General features: G+C 59.2%; 13 protein-coding genes and 3 pseudogenes. 8 read left to right on the top strand and 8 right to left on the bottom strand.

What is annotated here, in order from left to right; genetic code table 11:
* Positions 1-111 precede the first annotated feature (111 nt).
* From RW095_RS20290 to RW095_RS20265, 6 genes are all read left to right on the top strand, one after another.
* Positions 112-1644, top strand: a complete 1533-nt coding sequence (locus tag RW095_RS20290; protein WP_317017934.1) for a N,N-dimethylformamidase beta subunit family domain-containing protein — start codon at positions 112-114, stop codon at positions 1642-1644.
* Positions 1645-2118: 474 nt separating this feature from the next.
* A complete protein-coding gene (locus tag RW095_RS20285) occupies positions 2119-2859 on the top strand; it encodes a helix-turn-helix domain-containing protein (RefSeq protein ID WP_317017933.1) in 741 nt (246 codons plus the stop codon).
* 12 nt (positions 2860-2871) lie between these two features.
* Positions 2872-3084 (top strand): hypothetical protein, encoded by a 213-nt coding sequence (locus RW095_RS20280; protein ID WP_317017931.1) that lies wholly within the window; start codon positions 2872-2874, stop codon positions 3082-3084.
* Between the two features lie 158 nt (positions 3085-3242).
* Positions 3243-4196 (top strand): GlxA family transcriptional regulator, encoded by a 954-nt coding sequence (locus RW095_RS20275; protein ID WP_317019905.1) that lies wholly within the window; start codon positions 3243-3245, stop codon positions 4194-4196.
* A gap of 46 nt (positions 4197-4242) precedes the next feature.
* The gene (locus RW095_RS20270; protein WP_317017929.1) at positions 4243-5547 is read left to right on the top strand and encodes a flippase; all 1305 of its coding nucleotides are present in this window, start codon (positions 4243-4245) and stop codon (positions 5545-5547) included.
* 36 nt (positions 5548-5583) lie between these two features.
* Positions 5584-6543 (top strand): glycosyltransferase family 2 protein, encoded by a 960-nt coding sequence (locus RW095_RS20265; protein WP_317017928.1) that lies wholly within the window; start codon positions 5584-5586, stop codon positions 6541-6543.
* A 139-nt stretch (positions 6544-6682) separates the two neighbouring features.
* Here the strand turns inward: RW095_RS20265 and RW095_RS20260 are convergent, their stop codons facing one another.
* A complete protein-coding gene (locus RW095_RS20260) occupies positions 6683-7288 on the bottom strand; it encodes a LysR substrate-binding domain-containing protein (RefSeq protein WP_317019904.1) in 606 nt (201 codons plus the stop codon).
* Positions 7289-7351: 63 nt separating this feature from the next.
* Positions 7352-7534 (bottom strand): annotated as a pseudogene (locus tag RW095_RS20255) (helix-turn-helix domain-containing protein); the annotation flags it as partial.
* Between the two features lie 74 nt (positions 7535-7608).
* On the opposite strand from RW095_RS20255, the gene RW095_RS20250 reads away from it, so the two are divergent.
* Positions 7609-8553 (top strand): DMT family transporter, encoded by a 945-nt coding sequence (locus RW095_RS20250; RefSeq protein WP_317017926.1) that lies wholly within the window; start codon positions 7609-7611, stop codon positions 8551-8553.
* Between the two features lie 262 nt (positions 8554-8815).
* On the opposite strand, the gene RW095_RS20245 is transcribed toward RW095_RS20250, so the two are convergent.
* The 4 genes and pseudogenes from RW095_RS20245 to RW095_RS20230 form a co-directional block, all read right to left on the bottom strand.
* Complete coding sequence (locus tag RW095_RS20245; RefSeq protein ID WP_317017924.1) at positions 8816-9037, bottom strand: hypothetical protein; 222 nt, start codon at positions 9035-9037, stop codon at positions 8816-8818.
* A gap of 984 nt (positions 9038-10021) precedes the next feature.
* Positions 10022-10871, bottom strand: a pseudogene (locus tag RW095_RS20240) (4Fe-4S dicluster domain-containing protein).
* 10 nt (positions 10872-10881) lie between these two features.
* A pseudogene (locus RW095_RS20235) lies at positions 10882-11894 on the bottom strand (molybdopterin dinucleotide binding domain-containing protein); the annotation flags it as partial.
* 547 nt (positions 11895-12441) lie between these two features.
* The gene (locus RW095_RS20230) at positions 12442-13554 is read right to left on the bottom strand and encodes a hypothetical protein (RefSeq protein WP_317017923.1); all 1113 of its coding nucleotides are present in this window, start codon (positions 13552-13554) and stop codon (positions 12442-12444) included.
* 251 nt (positions 13555-13805) lie between these two features.
* Between RW095_RS20230 and RW095_RS20225 the strand changes: the two genes are divergently transcribed.
* Positions 13806-14042 carry a hypothetical protein gene (locus tag RW095_RS20225; RefSeq protein ID WP_317017922.1) on the top strand — a complete coding sequence of 79 codons (237 nt, stop codon included), beginning with the start codon at positions 13806-13808 and terminating at the stop codon, positions 14040-14042.
* Between the two features lie 361 nt (positions 14043-14403).
* On the opposite strand, the gene RW095_RS20220 is transcribed toward RW095_RS20225, so the two are convergent.
* A complete protein-coding gene (locus RW095_RS20220; protein WP_317017920.1) occupies positions 14404-14721 on the bottom strand; it encodes a hypothetical protein in 318 nt (105 codons plus the stop codon).
* Between the two features lie 386 nt (positions 14722-15107).
* Positions 15108-16337, bottom strand: coding sequence for a YncE family protein (locus RW095_RS20215; RefSeq protein WP_317017919.1), 1230 nt, complete (start codon positions 16335-16337; stop codon positions 15108-15110).
* Between the last annotated feature and the right edge of the window lie 247 nt (positions 16338-16584).

Below are 16584 nucleotides of genomic sequence, written 5' to 3'. Positions count from 1 at the left end.
ACAGTTTGTGTGTACAAGCAAACGGATGCATGACAACGATCGTGCATCGCAAATGCAACTGGGAATTGATTAAGCCAGCCACTACCGGCTTGATAGCGCGAGGAAGCGAGCATGCAGATTTATCCGATCAATCCGAGCTTCACTGCTGGAGCGTGCTTCGAACTCGCCGTGCAGCCGAACACGCGTTTTAGCGTCGCCATCTATCAGCAACAGGACGACGACTCGCTCACGAGTCTGTGTGGCGTGGTCGTCGCTGGCAAGAACGGTGTGACGGCAACGTTGAAGGACGGCAAGTACTTATTCGAGTCCGCGGGCAATAACGTGCGGATGCGCTTCGACGAGGACTGGAACTGGCCGACAATCACAATCCGGCCGAACATGACCGACTTGCAGACCGGCGCATATGTGGCGATCGCCTATGAAGTCGACGCCGACGGCAAGCCGGCTCACGAGCTCGGGCAGGCGTGCGCCGCGCATCGGCCGATATTCGCGGCACGTCCCTACAGCGACAGCATGGCGCTCGTGATCGCTCGTCCGCGCACTCCGACAGCGGCACTTGCGTATATCGTTCCGACGGCCACTTATCACGCTTATAACTCGACGGGCGGCGCCAGCTTCTATGACGATCGCGTCCATCGCTATCGGGCAGCGAACAAAGTCAGCCTGCGTCGCCCCGGCGGCGGGCTAGGTGCACGCCTGGGCGAACCGGTCGATCCGTACGACACGCGCTCGACCCGTCAACAGTTCGCACATTGGGACGCCAAGTTCATTCGATGGCTGCGCAAGGAAGGCATTGCTTGCGACTTCTACACGGATCTCGACCTGCACAGTGCGACTGCCCTCGACCTCACACACTACCGCTGCATGCTGAGCGTGGGTCATCACGAGTACTGGAGCGAAGAAATGCGCGCACACGTCGCGTATTTCGTCACGCAGGGCGGAAACGTCGCTGTTTTCAGTGGCAATACGTGTTACCGACCAGTGAGGTTCATCGGCTCGGAGCCGGGTCAGCTCACCGAGATGCGCAAGCTCTCGGACAACTGGGACGTACTCAAAGAGCGGATCGACCTCGATCCGCGAGTAAGCGGCAATGAAAGCAATTTGATAGGACTGACTTATAAGCACGGCGGCGGCCACTGGGGCACGTGGTCGCGCTGGCGTCGCCGATGGGTCAAATGCGAGCGTCGGGCAGTCGGCTTTACGGTCAAGCGGCCAGAACATTGGGCATTCGCCGGTACTCAGTTGCAAAAGGACGAGACGTTTGGCGCGGAAGATCGGCTCGTCGGATATGAAGTCGACGGCATGCCGCCCGAATGGACTGATGATGCGTTTGAAACGCTAGCGGTTACAGATCGGCTCGTTGGCTGGGAGATGGGCGGAGCGGGCGCGATCGGTATATTCCGTCCGCTGCTTCGTGACGGCCGCCGCAGCGAGGGAGAAGTCTTTAACGTAGGCACGACCGACTGGGCCCGCGCGCTAATGGATAGCGCAGCGAAGAGCAATGGCGTAGTCCAGCAGATCACCCGCAACGTGATCCGGAAATACGCAGGACTCGAAGCATCAAACGCGTTGCAGCGGCACTCTTCGCTGAACGAGACGCCCAGCTCCACAAAGGAGGCGGCATTGCACACCGACGCCGGTTGAGCGGTAGCGTGTGCGGAATGAAAGTACTGACCGATACACACCCGATGTTGTCGGACGGTGACACGATCGGGTAATACCTGGGCTAACTGATGCAGGGTGGACATTTATTTCGTTTTCCTACTCATATTTCTTTACGATTTATGGATGACGCTGTCTTCCCCCGCTTTTGCAGCGGATTTAGGGGCTTTTTCAGGGTAATCAAGTTGAACTTTCAACGCCTCGGCGTTCGCTCTCCCGCACTGAGCGGCACGCTATAACGCATGTCTGCGTTGTCAGCCAAGGTTGGCTGTTTGAGGCTGAATTTAGGTGAGCACGCAACCAGCCATACAGCGTATCCTTTCAATCAACTCCAACGAAGAAAGATTGCGTAAGCATCGTCCTCGACGCTTCTTCGCCCACGTCCCTATAAAGCACTGTCATACCTGACCGGCATTCAACCAATAAATCGTTAGACCTTGAACACCAGGAGACAGCATGAATAAAGTCGGCCCCGCTAGTTGCCTCCTACCAATGGATAATGCGGCACAAGTGCTTCGTCTAATTAATATGAATGCACATATAGATATCGTTTCCAGCCGTGATCTTGAAGCCGGCTTCGACGAAACGAATCTCGAAAGAGTCGCTGCCGGAAGTACTGCGCCTATTCGCCGTCGCGTACAGGGCGGCACCGATCAGCTGCAGATGCTTATTGCGCCGGATACGGATGCAACGCTTGCATCTATCGTCAGGTCCAGTCTGGATTGTCAAGACTTAATTGCGCCGGTATGGATCCTTGACCACACAGATCATGGCGCAGTGATTGCCCGACCTGCGGAAATACGCATCAGCTTTTTTCCGTACGTAAGTCCCCGAAGTTCTGCGCAGTCGGGAAAGCCGAAAAGGGAAGACGAGAAAATCCACGCTTCCGCGCAATGGCTCACCGAAAACTGTGAGCACGACATCTCGATCGCTGAGGTCGCTCAAGCCGCTGCTATGAGCGAGCGGACTTTTCTGCGCAGATTCCGGCAACAGATAGGCACGACACCCTCGGAGTATTTGCTGAGGGCTCGCCTTGAGCGCTCGTGCCGGCTGCTGGCCGAGTGCGACCTGCCCGTCGACAAGATTGCTCGCCGCAGCGGCATGGGCAACGGATCGCAACTCGCGAAGCTATTTCGCAAACGTTTCAAGGTCTCGCCAACGGAATTCCGCCGCCGCGCACGCACAGGTTCCGCCTGAGCGGGAGCGACCATGCAAGAAGGCGGTCCGTATGGCAATTGGCGTGACCTGCCGTTGGCATCGCGTGCCGAAAGGTTCGCGTTCACGTCGATATTGATTGGGTTTGCAACTGTTTATGTTTTGGCTGTGATCGTCGTTTTCGTCGCCGTGGCGATCGCATTGATTCCGCTGCGGATCGTCTCGACGATTGCAGCAGCTGTCAGGGCCGCAATGCGGCGTGAATGACGGCGTTTGAGAGGGCCGCGTATTGGCGATACGCGACAAGCAATTGGCGGCTGTACTGCCGATCAAGCGGAAGTTTGCCCAATCCGCTGTTACTACAATGCAGCTATCGCCCGACCGGCTATGTGCATTTGATAAATACATTGGGAGCCCTAATCGTGATGGATCTTGTTGAATTCTCAAGTCTGCGCGTCAATGAGAAACTCGACTACTCACAACCGTCGAAACACATTGGCCTTCTGGTGTCCCAGAACTTCTTCACGGCGACCGCGGGCGCCATTGGGGACGCTTTCCGCCTGGCTAACGCGGCGGAACTCGCCCGGGGCAAACAGGCGCCCTACCGTCTGACCGTATTGTCGGACCAGGGGGGCCTCGTCACCAGCTCCTGCGGCATCTCGATTGGCACGGAACAACTTAACCACTACAGCATCAGCGACTTTCATGCGTTCTTCGTGGCGTGCCGCGACACGACGGTGACAGCGGAGCCGACCGATCGCCTTCATTCGTGGATTACCCGTCAGGGGGCCATTGCATCGCTTCGCATCACGCAGGGCTCCAAACTCGCGGTGGTTTATAAAAACGCCTCGCGGCTGGCAGTACCCGTCGTTCTGTTCGACGACGAGGTTGCGGGCCCTCGCGCGAGCGGCGCCACACCGGCTGAATTGGCCGTCGCCCAGATAGAGCGCGATCTCGGTCCGCAGACTGCGCGCAAGGTCGCCATCGACCTGCAGACGAATGTGGTCAAGCCCACGAGGCCCCGCGAAGGCGACGCGAAATCGCTCACAACGACGAGCAAGGTTCGAGAGTCAGCGCGCTGGATAAAAGAAAACTACAGCAAGCCGATTTCCGTTGCACAGGCAGCGGATTCCGCGGCAATGAGCAAGCGCAATTTCCGGCGTCGTTTCAAACAGGAGTTCGGCATGACGCCGTTGGAGTACCTGCTGCGCACGCGGTTTGAAGTTGTCCGAACAATGCTGAGTTCCACCAACATTCCTATCGGAAAGATTGCACGGCGGTGCGGAATGGGCGACGGCAACCGCCTGGGCCGTCTTTTCAAGGAAAGGTATGGCATGTCGCCCACTGAATTCCGCGCGCAGCGGCACCTGATCCTGTAGAGCGGCTCACTCATAAGGAAAGCCACATCGCATCAGACCAATTTTTATGACTACTCCGATTCGTAAGACGCTGCTTTATCTCATTCTTATCCAGGGCGGCAACTATATCGTACCGTTGCTGATGTTGCCGTACCTGGGCCATGTACTCGGTGCAAGAGAGTTCGGTGTACTGGCCTATTGTCAGGCGGTTGCGCAATACATGGTCTTATTGACCGATTACGGCTTCAACTTCACGGCAACGAGGCTCGTCTCTGTCAGTCGTGGCGACCCTCGCGCACTGGGCGATGTCTACACGAGTACGTCGGCTGCGCGGCTCGTGCTCGTTGTGGGAGCACTTCTGCTGATCGTTGCAGGCGTGTTGTTCGTGCCGGACCTGCGAGAGCATGCGGACGTGCTGGCCGCGCTGTTTCTCGGCATCGTCGCCAACGCCGTCACACCGATATGGCTGTTTCAAGGCCTCGAACGCATGCGCGCGTTAGTCTTGCCGACGTTTCTTTCACGGCTCGTCGGCCTCGCTTTCGTGTATCTCGCCGTAAGAGGTCCTGGCGACGCGGCGCTCGCAGCACTTGGCGTGAGTCTCGGCAACGTGCTGCTCGCGATTTGTGCGCTGTGGATTCTCCATCGCAATCGACTGGTGAAACTCGTCGGTACCTCCACGAGAAAGATTGTCGACGCGTTGAAGGACGGGTTTCCACTGTTTCTCTCTTTTGTATTGATCAGCTTTTATGTGAACTTCAATTCCATCTTGCTGAATTACTTTCACGGACCGGAAGTAGTAGGCCAGTTCGCAATGGCGGACAAGATCCGCGTGGCTGCGCAAGCCATGTTCATGGTGATCAGCCAGGCTTTCTATCCGCGCATCAGCCAATACCATGCGACCGATCCACAAGCCGCGCAGCGTCTGATGCGTATGGCAATGATTGCCGTGTTTTCGACCTCGATCAGCCTTTTTATCGGTATCGAGTTGCTCGCGGCGTGGGGCATCGAAACGTGGATTGGGCCGCAGTTTCACGCGTCGATTCCTCTGCTGAGACTCGAGGCCGTGTTGCCGCCGATCATCAGCGTGGCAGTCGTATTCGGTGATCTGGGACTGCTCGCGCAAGGACGGGCGCGTTCACTTACCAATGTGTTTGTCGGCGCAACGGTTCTGCATCTTCTCTATGTCGTCCCGCTCACCCGCTACGGCGGCGCCAAGGGGACGATCGTGGCCGTGATCCTGACCGAAGTGGTCGGTGCGGTGGCCTTCGTGTGGCTGTACTTTCGCGGCGCCGCTCCCGCTTCGCGGGGTGCGGGTCTCTTACCGGTGGCGTCGCCAGCGGGTCAGGAGCCACGCGGCGCGGATGCGGGTTGAGTGCGGTTCTGGTTCATCAAACAGTCAAGGTGCCCTATGTCAGCTTTTTCCATTATCGTGCCGGCTTACAACGTGCAGAACTATCTCGACGATGCTCTCGCGAGCATCGCCGGCCAGTCCTTCACGGATTTCGAAACGATCATCGTGGATGACGGCTCCACGGATGGCACCGCCGCGATTGCGCAACGCTATTGCGATAGCGACCCGCGTTTCACCTATGTCTATCAGCCCAACCGCGGGCAATCCGCGGCGCGCAATTTGGGCACCTCGCTCGCGACCGGCACCTATGTGTACTACATGGACAGCGACGACATTATCGACACCGACACGCTGAGCGTGTGCCATCGGGAATTCAGCAATCCCGGGATCGACGCAGTCATGTTCGAGGCTGCTGTGTTCCCGAACGACGCGCCCATGTACAAGCAGGAAGTGAATGGTTATCGGCGTCCACTGGGAACAGCGACGTTGTGGTCGGAAGAGTTCGTCGTCGAGTCGTTGCGGCAAGGACGTTATTTCGTATCGCCATGCTGCTTCATTGCGCGGCGTTCGGCGATCGGAAATCTGCGCTTCCTCGAAGGAATCGTGTACGAAGACAATCACTTCTTCGCCGCGTTGCTGCTTCAGCAAAGGCTCAAGCTGGCCGTGCTGAACCAGGCGTTATTCAAAAGACGCCTGCGAATGGATTCGACGATGTTCACGACGAAAACGCTGCACCATTACAACAGCATGTACCGGCTGCTTCACGAGATGTCGGAACTGTCGTTCATTGCGCTCGATCCGCCGGCGCGCGCGAGGATCAAGCAGGAGATCATCGGCAAGACGCTGGGCGACCTGCATTTTGCAAGCGCGCTGGTCGGCCCCGATCTCAAGCTGCGAAGCATGAACGTCGCAGCGACGTGGTACGTCGCCACGCACATCTCGCCGCGTCTCTTTTCCGGGAAGCGTCTGCTGCTTGCACTCGTGCCGGAGCTATATCGGCTGAAACCGGAACTTTGATCGCTCGTGGATATGCGAGCGCCGCATTGCCACTACGGCGCATAACCAGGTGCGCCGTAAAACTTTTTGATGCCTCTTGTTGGCGAATGCGCGGACCGGGAAGCCCCGAAAGAGGTCGTGTGGACTCCGCGTGCCATCGTTAAAGTCTGAATCGTTGCCGCAGCGTCGTTGCGAGCAGTTCCATTGCGTCCGTCGTGCGGCCCCTGTCGCCGCGCATCAAAACCACATCATGGTCCTCAATGTGCGGCAGGCCGTCGAGCACCCGCATATCGCCGCTGACCCGTGCACGGTCGAGAAGCGTCACGGCCAGACCGGATTCGACACAAGCTTTGATCACCTGCGTCGATCCGCTGTCCAGGATGACCCGCCATTTCCGTCCCGCTGACTGCAATGCGCTCGTCATCGCTGCACGGTAAGGACATGGCTCCGCGTAAAGCGCCAACGGAAGCGGACGGCTGTCATCGATCACAAAGCTGGGGCTGCCGACCCAAACCGGCGTTGTCACGGTCAGTACATCCGCAGACCTGCTTTCCTTTGCTGGCTGAACGACTATCGCCAGATCGAGCTTGCCGCGACCGAGCTGGTCGCGAAGTTTGAAGCTTGGCGCCGTCTTTACTTCGAGAACTACGTTGGGCCAACTGGTTGCGAAGCCCGGCAAGATGTCGCGGATCACATGCGCAGCGTATTCGTCCGGTATGCCGAATATGACCCGACCGGCCAATCTCTTTCCCTTGATTTCTTCCACAACGCGATCGTGCGCCGCAAGCACCTCGCCCGTACTGGACAGAAGCCGTTTGCCGAGTGCCGTCAACGTGACCGATTGATTGTCGCGCTCGAGGAGCCTGCCGCCCGCGATAGCCTCTAGGCGCTGGATGTGAATGCTCACCGCCGCGGGGCTCTTGTTGACCAGCTCGGCCGCCGCGCGGAAGCGTCCTAGCCGCGCGACAGCGTGAAAGGTCCGCAGCAGATCAATGTCGAGAACGGTGCTCATTGTTTAATGGCGTTAAATGACTACGTCAGTATATTTCAATTTTCGAATGTACATCGGCGGACTAATCTGCATGGATGGCAAGAACATCGACACACAATGCAAGCTTAAAGCCCGATTTGCTCGACGCAGATCGCGTGCCGCTGCCCATGCTCGAGGCGGGGATGGTCCTGACATGGAGTTCCGGCTTTGTTGGAATGCGGTTTTCGGCGGATTACGCGCCCGTACTTCTGGTGTTGCTATGGCGGTTCATAACGCTTTCGGTCTGTCTCTTTCCCTTCGTCGCTCGGGAGATTCGAAGTGCGCCCTGGCCCGTTTTGATTCGGCAGTCGATCATCGGCGTATTCGCGACGGCAGGCTATCTCGCTGGCGTCGCGAGAGGAATCGAGCTCGGGGTTCCGACCGGTCTCGCTGCCCTCATTGCAGATTTGCTACCACTTGGCGTAGTAGTTATTTCGACCTGCGTCTTCCGTGAGCACAGCCCAAGGAGTGTGTGGGCCGGATTAGCGCTTGGCCTTGCAGGGATGCTCATTGTCTGTCGCGATGCAGTCGCGCTCGGAACAGCGCCGGCATGGGCATACGCACTACCGGTTGCCGGTATGATTTCGCTCGCAGCGGCTACGGTTTGGCAGCAACGATCAACGGCTCACGCAGGAAGTTTGAGCCCACCGGGCATGCTTTGGCTGCAAAGTGCCGTCTCCTGCCCGATCTTTCTATGGCTGCAGGCAGCGCACGGCAACGTCATGCCGATCGCAACCGTGGGGTTCGCTGCCAGCGTCGCGTGGACTGCCATTCTGGCGACGCTTGGCGGATGGGGCCTTTACTGGGCGTGTCTACGGCGGTCTTCGTCTGCTCGTGTCACGAGCGTTCTCTTTCTGAGTCCTCCGATCACGCTAATCTGGGCATGGGCGATGTTTGGCGAACCACTCTCATGGCCCATGGCCATCGGAACGGGAATTTCCGGCCTTGGGGTCCTGCTCGTTGTGCGACCCGATCGTGCGAGAGGCAGGCAGGCTGTTTGACGACGGACTTCGGTGAACCATGCTCAGCCGAAAAGCTGGCACCCCGGATGCCGATGCGATTGGGCGTCCACCTCCGGGCGAGCCTGCAAATTGGAAATCGCTCGACGCCAATCGTCGATTTGCTGCCACGCGTTAATGTCTTGCCGTGGCAGAGTTCGCCAAGTAACCGGGCGAGCTCAAGTTCCGCTTCCCGCGTCTGGAAGCCACGCGTCACAGCCGCAGAAAATCGCGCAATGCGACGCGAGGTAGGCATTCAGTTCCCTCACTGTCGCTCAGGTAAACGAAACAGTAAGGCGATCGATGGTTCACCAGTCAATTTCGCTGCTTCCTCACGGTACTCCTTCACCTTGGTCACGTCGACGTGGGAGATGAAGTAGTCGGGATCGGCACTCCGAAACACAAGGACCTTCGTAATGTCGTCGGCTTCGGCATTTCGGATCAGGGTAACCCGATCACGTACAAGCGCGGGGCCGAGCAGATTCATGGGTGGTGCGACGATTTCAATAGACAGAACAGCGCCCTCGCGGTTCACTTGAGCATTTTGAACATCATGGATGACTTCCTAAGGGCAAGATCGACTTGCAATTGACTCGGGGCCGAACGGCTGACACCTTTACACCAGTGTGACAGGCAGGACGTTTACTCACCCGTCGTCGGATTAGCGGCGTTCGAGGCACCCTCGCTCACGCAACGCTCCAAGGCGCTGATTGCTTCCTCGGCTGCCGCTACTATTTCTGTGCACTCCCCATAATGTCGAGTGTGCTCCAGGCTTTTGCACCCTCCATACCTTTTGACTTGCGCCAGATCGGTGCGAGCCTTCTTCAGGGCCGCAGCCGGTGACCCGCTGTCCTCAACCAGTTTTGCGATATCGAAGATCGTGCCTGACTGCAGTTCCACGTAGGTGGGACAAACCGGTTTCGATTGACCCTCCAGCACTAATCCGCCACAAACAGCGAAGGCGAGCAATCGTGCGACCTCACCAGTCAACTTGCACATAGCAACCTCCCGCCGCCCCATGCGCCAATGAGCCGACATTCGCACTCCTGGCGTTGAGAGTAAACAGAATCTGCGAAGCGCCAGGATGCATCACTACATCCCAGAATAGCTGGCTTAGGGCCAGTTTCCAGAGTACTTAGCCGATCGAAATACAACCGCTCGAATCCATAGACGACTTGTTATCGCAGACATGCCGAGCGCTGATGAATGGCTTCGCGCTGACGTGGGGCATCCACCGACACTCCCGCTGGCACGCCGAACTCAATTCGCCTTTTCGAGCATTCCCTGCCCGGTTTCAACACCTCGCCGTGATAAAAAGAGATCTACCGATTGCTCCGGTGGGCGCGAAAGCGGACGGAGTATAGGGAGCCGAAGCGGTCATCTATCCGGGTGCGCATCGCGGACTTTCGTGCCTCAAGCTGGATCGGGTTCGCCGGGCTGAGGCTAACCAGCTTCGTCGCTGCGCTGAATATCACGCGATCTCCATGCAGTTTGTCGACTTGGCGAGGCTAACGTCACCCAGATAAACGCTTTCGCCCAATTCACACTTGCGCCATGCGTTGCCGAGGGCGTGATGGATCTCGACCCGGTAGCCGCCACTGTCCTTTGCGAGACCGTCGAACCGGAAATCGCCGAAGTGGTCTGACACGGTTTCGCCTATCTTCTGATCGCCGACGTAAAGTGCGACGACCGCATCCGTGACGCATTCGACCACGTCTCCCAGCCGAGCGCTGACGCTGCCACCGATGAAGCAGGTTTCCCAACGCTCGATGCCGCTGTACCACACGCGTGGCTTCGTGCCCAGATTTGGCCGCAGTACCTTGAGTCCCTCTCGCTGAGCCTCATCGGCCATCGCTGCGTCATCGAGCCTGACGGTCTCGAAGACGTCGGTGGGACATGACTGCCGGCAAGGCGGCTGGGGCCAGCCCCGGTCGAGCAGATGGGCATCGAAAATCCAGGTCTGCGGCAGTTGCAGCTCATCGTTCCAGACAATCGCCTTGTACGGGCAGGACTTCACGATGTCCTTGCGGCCCCGCGCCTTGTCCGGATCGATGATGACGATGCCGTCGGCGCGTTTGCGAACGGCATCGCCGCCCACCCGCATGCAAGGGGCTTCGTCGCAGTGGTTGCACATGACCGGTAGATACGTGGTCTCGACCATATGCGAGTCGCCTTGAACGCGGCGCAGGATGCGCACTGGCCGCGGCGGGCGCGGCATAACCGGGGAAGTCGTTGCCGACGTGCTCGTCCCGAGCGGCGATGACGCAGTTCTGGCAGTTCTCGCAACGCCCGACTTTGATAATCAGGTTCAACTTGCTCATTCTGTAGTCCTTACGCTGCGCGACCGAGCAAGAACGCCTCGGCGCTTCGCCACTTCTCGACCTGCACCAGGCAGGAGTTGGGACTCATGCTGCTCGTGCCGGCGGTTTGCGGCCGGTCGGGGGTAAGCACGTTCATGCAACCGCCTATTTCGACTCGCTCGCCATCTATTTCAATCATCTGAAACTCGGCGCTCGCCTCGTACGACTTGACCACTCCCGGAGTGACCAGCGCCGAGACGTCAGCCGCGCAGATCACAGCGCCGCGGTCGTTGTACACCTTGACGAGGTCGCGATGTTCAATGCCTCGAATGGCCGCATCGGCCGGACCGAGCCTCAGTAGCCAGAAGCGGTACCCGCCAATCAGCGCGCGATGGTCCTCGACGCTGTTGACCGAGGAATTCTTGCCGTCACAGTGGGTATGGAAACTGTAACGACTGTGGGTGGCAATCAACTGCAACGGATAACGCTGAGCCAGCTCCGAGCGCAAACCCTCCCACGAGGGGATATACCGGTTGAGCGGCGGCCGCTCGGGATTGTCCGCAGTGTGTCGCTTCAGCAGCTCGGGTATGAACTCCAGCTTGCCACTCGGCGTCTGCAGGCCCATGCCGAATTTTTCGGCGAACTGGGACGGCAGCGGATGCGGCTCCTGCAGGTCCTTGCGCCGCCCCTCCGCGAACCAACGCATGTCCACCGGATGGCGCAGCTCGGGCTTCTCGGGCGGCACGACGAAATAGCCCTTGCGGCAAAACTCGCGCCACTAAATGTGATTGGGCAGATCCGACGAGTCGAAGACCCGCCTGACCCAGTCCAGTTCGCTGCACCTCTCGGTGAACACCCCGCCAAGACCCAGCCGGGTATGATGGCAGCGAAGATGTCGTAGTCGGGACGGGACTCGCCCAAGGGCTCAATGCACTTGTGCTGCAGCGTCATCACGCGATGATTGACCGTGCTAAAGCGGTAGATCATGTGGATCGGCGAATACCCGGGCATGGGATAGCTGAACGGCGCGAACTGCGTTCGGCGGGGCGATTGCCACGTCGCTGGTGACCTCCGCGTGGGAGGACAAGACCAAATACGATCGCTCGGAATTGTCGGGTCTGGTCGATCAGGCCGGCCACTATGCGACCACGCTGACGAACTCCGGATGGAGCATGACCGGAGCTTGATGACGGCAAAGGTCCGGGCGTTCGTCGACTACGCGACGTCGCATTTTGAAGCGCGCACGCCGCGGGAGTTAAACGCTCGTGGCTAGTTTTCGGGGCAACGGCGGGAACAGACCGGCGCCGGGGCGCCAGCATGAAGCGGCCTCCACGCGCGGGGCAACTCGGCCTGATTGTCTGGCACGGATGCGGACTGGGGTCGCTGGGCGATGGGCGAACGTGCCCGCCTCTACCGGCTGGTCGAAATGGTCGGCTATTGGTCGGCTATTGGTCGGCTATTGGTCGGCTATTGGTCGGCTATTGGTCGGCTATTGGTCGGCTATTGGTCAGCTATCGGTCGGCCATCGGTCGATGCGAGCGGGAGGTGCTGCACGCAACACCTCCCCACGCCGATCGCGCTGTCTCAGTGCTTACACATTCGGCGTCGCGCTTTGCGGGTCCGTCGGTGTGGCGGGATCGGGACTCTGAAGCGGCGGTGCGTAGAGGATCACGTTGGGCAGCCGCGGGTTGGCAGTGTCGGTGCTATCCCGCACGCGCGACTGGATCGTCGTGTTATCCGTCACGCCCCAGAAGTTGTTGGCGAAGTCGAGCGAATGAACCGTGGAAGCGTTGTAAGTGCCGTGAGACTCGATCACAAGGCGATTAGCATTCGGTGAATCCTTCTTGAAGAGAAACGAGTTCCGTTGCGCGACGCCGGAAGGCGCCTGTCCATTGGCCGGGAACGCGTCGATCAGCACGAGCGGGTCGACCATGTTGATGAACAGGTTGTTTTGCACGAAGACCGACGGATCGAAAGCGAAGGCCGCGGAGTCGACGAACGTATTGCCCTTCACGATCGCGGACTTGCTCAAGCGAGGGTAGCCGTTCGTGCCTGCTTCATAAGTCGTCACCCCACTGCGAACGATCGGCGTCACGTTCAGGTGCGTGGCCTGGCTGTATGTCATCGAAAACGGTGCGGCGTCGTTGATCTGCACGAACGCGTCCTGCAACACCGTATGCGTGATGCTGACCGTGCCGCCACCCGCGTCTTGCGTCAACGACGTGTTGGCAGCGGTCACGCCCAGCAGTTGGACCGGACCCTGGCTTCCCACGTTGAGCGTGCCCGCCACGTTGATGATGCCTTTAGTCGGAATCGTACCCACGCAATCGGCCGTGCAGGGCACTGAGCGGTAAGTCTCCACGACCGTATTGTCGGGTATCGTCAACGTGACGCCCGGCGCGACCCGCACCGTGCCGGCGAGCAGATATGGAGAGCCGCTCGCCGCCCACGTGGTGTCCGCGGTGATAACGGTTCCGTCAGGAATGACCGTCTTCGGCTGCACATAGACATATGCCGTGACGAGATTGCCGCTCGCGTCGGTGCAGACTTTTGTAGCGTCCGTCGTGTACGGGCCGTCTGTACATGCCTTGGGACTGGTGGACGAAGGTGCAGACGATGCCGTGGTGGCGTTGCTGCCGCCGCCTCCGCCGCCGCCACAGGCCGCGAGCAAAAGGGCGAAGAGTAAACCTGGATATTTTTTCATTTGGAGGTCCCCGTACCGCGCTTATGTTTTTGAACGTCGCTGGTGTGTACCGCGTCAGCGATTCGTGCGACGGATCTTCACACGCCGCGCCCGCGCGAACTGCGGTCTGGGACACAAAAGATCGCGATTGGCGATGTCGCTGCCTGACAGCCTCGCGCGACCTTCAGGCATTGCGTGTGCTCTCTTTTGCCTGCGGCGCGGTGACGGTCGCTTCGCCCCAGCGAGGGGGTCAACTATCCAGGGAGCAAAACATGCGAGGCATTCAATCGATGCTTGTACTTCTGGCCGCATTGGCCGTTTCCGGTACGGCGAGCGCTCAAGCGGGCGGCAACGGCAACGGCGGATCGGGCGGCGGCAACGCACACGGCGCGGCGACGGCGGCCCCGACTGCCGGCGGAGACAACACGTCCGCGCCGACCAGTACCCACTCGAGCCATCATCGTTCACACAAGCACGGCAAGCATCAGAAGCAGCCAGACTCGCAGTAATGGAAGGCTCAGCGGGCGTGGCCACGACCGCATTCCGACGCCCGCCCCAGCCCATCGCGACTGTTCATCTTAAGACCTGGTGACGCGGGGTGCGTGCGATTTCAGCGCGGATCCGGGGGGCGTTCTACAACCGATACTTCGGCGGCGGTAAGACTTATATTCCTGCCCCATGGTGAAGGCGCAACGTTCTACCAACGGTTGCGGTCGAAGCTTTTCGCGTCCGGTCAGCCGCGCGAACGGATTGACCATTGGCGCTCGTATCCCGGTTAAGACGTCGTACACATTTCCGCTCAATGGAGCGCCGTGCAACGGATGCGAGTTCGGGTGGCGCTATGTCTGGCTGGGCAGTCTGTCTGCCAGGCTAATGGAGTATCGCTCCTTCAGGTGCGGCGAGCATACGGGAACCGTCCTCTGCCGCCGCCAGCTCCAGTTTTAGCCGAGCCACGGCCAGCACGCGCAGAACATCCGTGTTGACCATCAGCTCGTCCACCGCAGTAAGCATCAAGTCGGGATAATCGCGGAACTGTGCGAGCCTCGTCAGTTGCCCTAGCATGTCAGCGCAGAGCTGCGTCACTTCGTCTGCAATGCTCTCGGACGAGACCGGCGCCCCCGGGGACATGCAATCCTCGAATCCCTCACTAGCCAAAATTTCCAGAAGGACCGTCTGATATCTGCTCATTGTTGATTTGCCTCGCTGCAAGTGCATCAACTGTAGCTTGGAGCTGCGCAAGCAATTGCCGGAACAGGAGCGCTGAACCCGCCTAATTCACCAACGCATGACCATCCGTTTGAAGTAGATGCCACGTCAGGTTGGCATTGAATGGCCGGTATGCTCGACAAACGGTCGGATTTTTGGCGCGCCTCTGAACGTCTGCAATGGCAGACACGGGTGCGCCGAAAAACAACGGGTTTTGGCGCAGATCCGCCGGCCGAACGGTCAACCGAGTGCTGATGGAATTTGTCGGGCGGCGACACGTATCTCCTGGTCGGCACGCCGCCTTTCAGTCTGCTATCACGTGGCGCCTGAAGATGTCGCGCAAGTGAAGCCTGAAGCTGTGCCGCGCCTCACTTAGCGGCGAATACCGACACCCCGCCATTGACGAACCCGTTTGCCGCGCAACCCGGACACCCTGCCGGCGATGTCGCGGAAGAGTATGGAACGAAGATAAGCCCGGTCGCCGGGTCAATCGCAATTGAATGCGCGTTATTGCCCGTATTGAGGCGGGCGACGACGCTGCGGTTGCCGGCGTCGACGATAGTCAACACGGGCGTGCATGGCGACGCGGCCGAGCAGGCGCCGTTGGTCGATGCATTGCCAGAAGAGGTCCACCGGCTCGCCGCGTTGTAGTAGCGATTGGTGGGCGCATCATATTCGAGCTGATCGCCGCCGCCTGCGTTCAGGGACGCCACGAGCGCACCGTTCGACCGGTTGAAAATCTGCATGAGCAACGGCGCGCCAGTCGTACCTTCCCGGCATCCAACCGCGATATCGCTTCCGGGCCCCAGTGCCAGCCCGGTAGGATCACAATTGCCTTCGGGGTACATCGCGACGCCCGAAAGGGTTGTGTAATTCTGCGTGCCACCGTTCGGTATGGCGCGAATCGACGCCCCCGGCAATTTCACCAGTTCACCATGAGGATTCGCCGTGCTTCCGTCAACGTTCACATAGAAGTTGTCGCTCGCGGCGTCGTACCGGCACGCTTCGAGGCCCGCGGTGGGCTTGCCTGCGAGGTCCGTGAACGTCACCTTGGCGACGACGGTCTGCGTGGACGTGTTGATGAATGTGGCGAACGGGGGCGTCTCTTCCGGGCTGGAGATCATGAAGATGCCATGCGTGGGATCCAGACAACCTTCATCTGCGCGCACGCCCGTCGCGCTAACCGTGATTTTGCTCGTCACGGCGCCCACCGCGGGATCGACCACCTTCACAGTGTTCACGTCGCCCACGTAGATGAAGTTGCCGACAGCCGTCGCGCCGTCCGGGCCCGCCTGCGAATTCGGCCCAGGGCCAAGTCCCGTGAACGCGAGAGGCCCGGTTCCCTGGATGGCCTTGACGAAGGTCTTCGACGGTATGTCGATTTGATCCAGAGATGCGTTATTCCTGTCGGTGAAAAAGTATCGGCTACCTGAAACGACTCCGATGTCGAATGAGAAGTTTACGCCTGCCTTAATGTTGGGGACCGCGATATCCGATACGTAATGCGGCCCGCTAATGTTGAGTTGATCCCCCCCACAACCTGCAATCGCGATAGCCGCAGATGCCAACAATGCATTCGTCCACATGTGCTTCGGCATCGTACACCTCCCATCATCGTCGTCGGAATCGACCTACCTCAACCGCGCGCCGGAAGAAAAAATATACGCTGTTATAGCTTAGGCACTTCTTTAAGCAGCTATCCTTATCGTTTTCCCAGGTAGTAGGTGTTGTGCTTCAGATTTCCATAAGGTTTGATAGCTCACCCTGCGCATACCCAACGTTCATGCTCGACACTGCGTGCTTCGCACACATCGCCGAATGCCACGAGGCAAAGCGGATCGGGGC

Origin of the sequence: Paraburkholderia kirstenboschensis (assembly GCF_032806925.1) — a bacterium.
In the GTDB taxonomy this organism is placed as follows: Bacteria; Pseudomonadota; Gammaproteobacteria; order Burkholderiales; family Burkholderiaceae; genus Paraburkholderia; species Paraburkholderia kirstenboschensis.
This window is presented reverse-complemented; position numbering and strand designations above follow the sequence as displayed.

Excerpts from the sequence above, each read along its gene's own strand:
- RW095_RS20290 (WP_317017934.1), top strand. The coding sequence starts at position 112 with ATGCAGATTTATCCGATCAATCCGAGCTTCACTGCTGGAGCGTGCTTC.
- RW095_RS20285 (WP_317017933.1), top strand. The coding sequence starts at position 2,119 with ATGAATAAAGTCGGCCCCGCTAGTTGCCTCCTACCAATGGATAATGCG.
- RW095_RS20280 (WP_317017931.1), top strand. The coding sequence starts at position 2,872 with ATGCAAGAAGGCGGTCCGTATGGCAATTGGCGTGACCTGCCGTTGGCA.
- RW095_RS20275 (WP_317019905.1), top strand. The coding sequence starts at position 3,243 with ATGGATCTTGTTGAATTCTCAAGTCTGCGCGTCAATGAGAAACTCGAC.
- RW095_RS20270 (WP_317017929.1), top strand. The coding sequence starts at position 4,243 with ATGACTACTCCGATTCGTAAGACGCTGCTTTATCTCATTCTTATCCAG.
- RW095_RS20265 (WP_317017928.1), top strand. The coding sequence starts at position 5,584 with ATGTCAGCTTTTTCCATTATCGTGCCGGCTTACAACGTGCAGAACTAT.
- RW095_RS20250 (WP_317017926.1), top strand. The coding sequence starts at position 7,609 with ATGGCAAGAACATCGACACACAATGCAAGCTTAAAGCCCGATTTGCTC.
- RW095_RS20245 (WP_317017924.1), bottom strand. The coding sequence starts at position 9,037 with ATGAATCTGCTCGGCCCCGCGCTTGTACGTGATCGGGTTACCCTGATC.
- RW095_RS20230 (WP_317017923.1), bottom strand. The coding sequence starts at position 13,554 with ATGAAAAAATATCCAGGTTTACTCTTCGCCCTTTTGCTCGCGGCCTGT.
- RW095_RS20225 (WP_317017922.1), top strand. The coding sequence starts at position 13,806 with ATGCGAGGCATTCAATCGATGCTTGTACTTCTGGCCGCATTGGCCGTT.
- RW095_RS20220 (WP_317017920.1), bottom strand. The coding sequence starts at position 14,721 with ATGAGCAGATATCAGACGGTCCTTCTGGAAATTTTGGCTAGTGAGGGA.
- RW095_RS20215 (WP_317017919.1), bottom strand. The coding sequence starts at position 16,337 with ATGCCGAAGCACATGTGGACGAATGCATTGTTGGCATCTGCGGCTATC.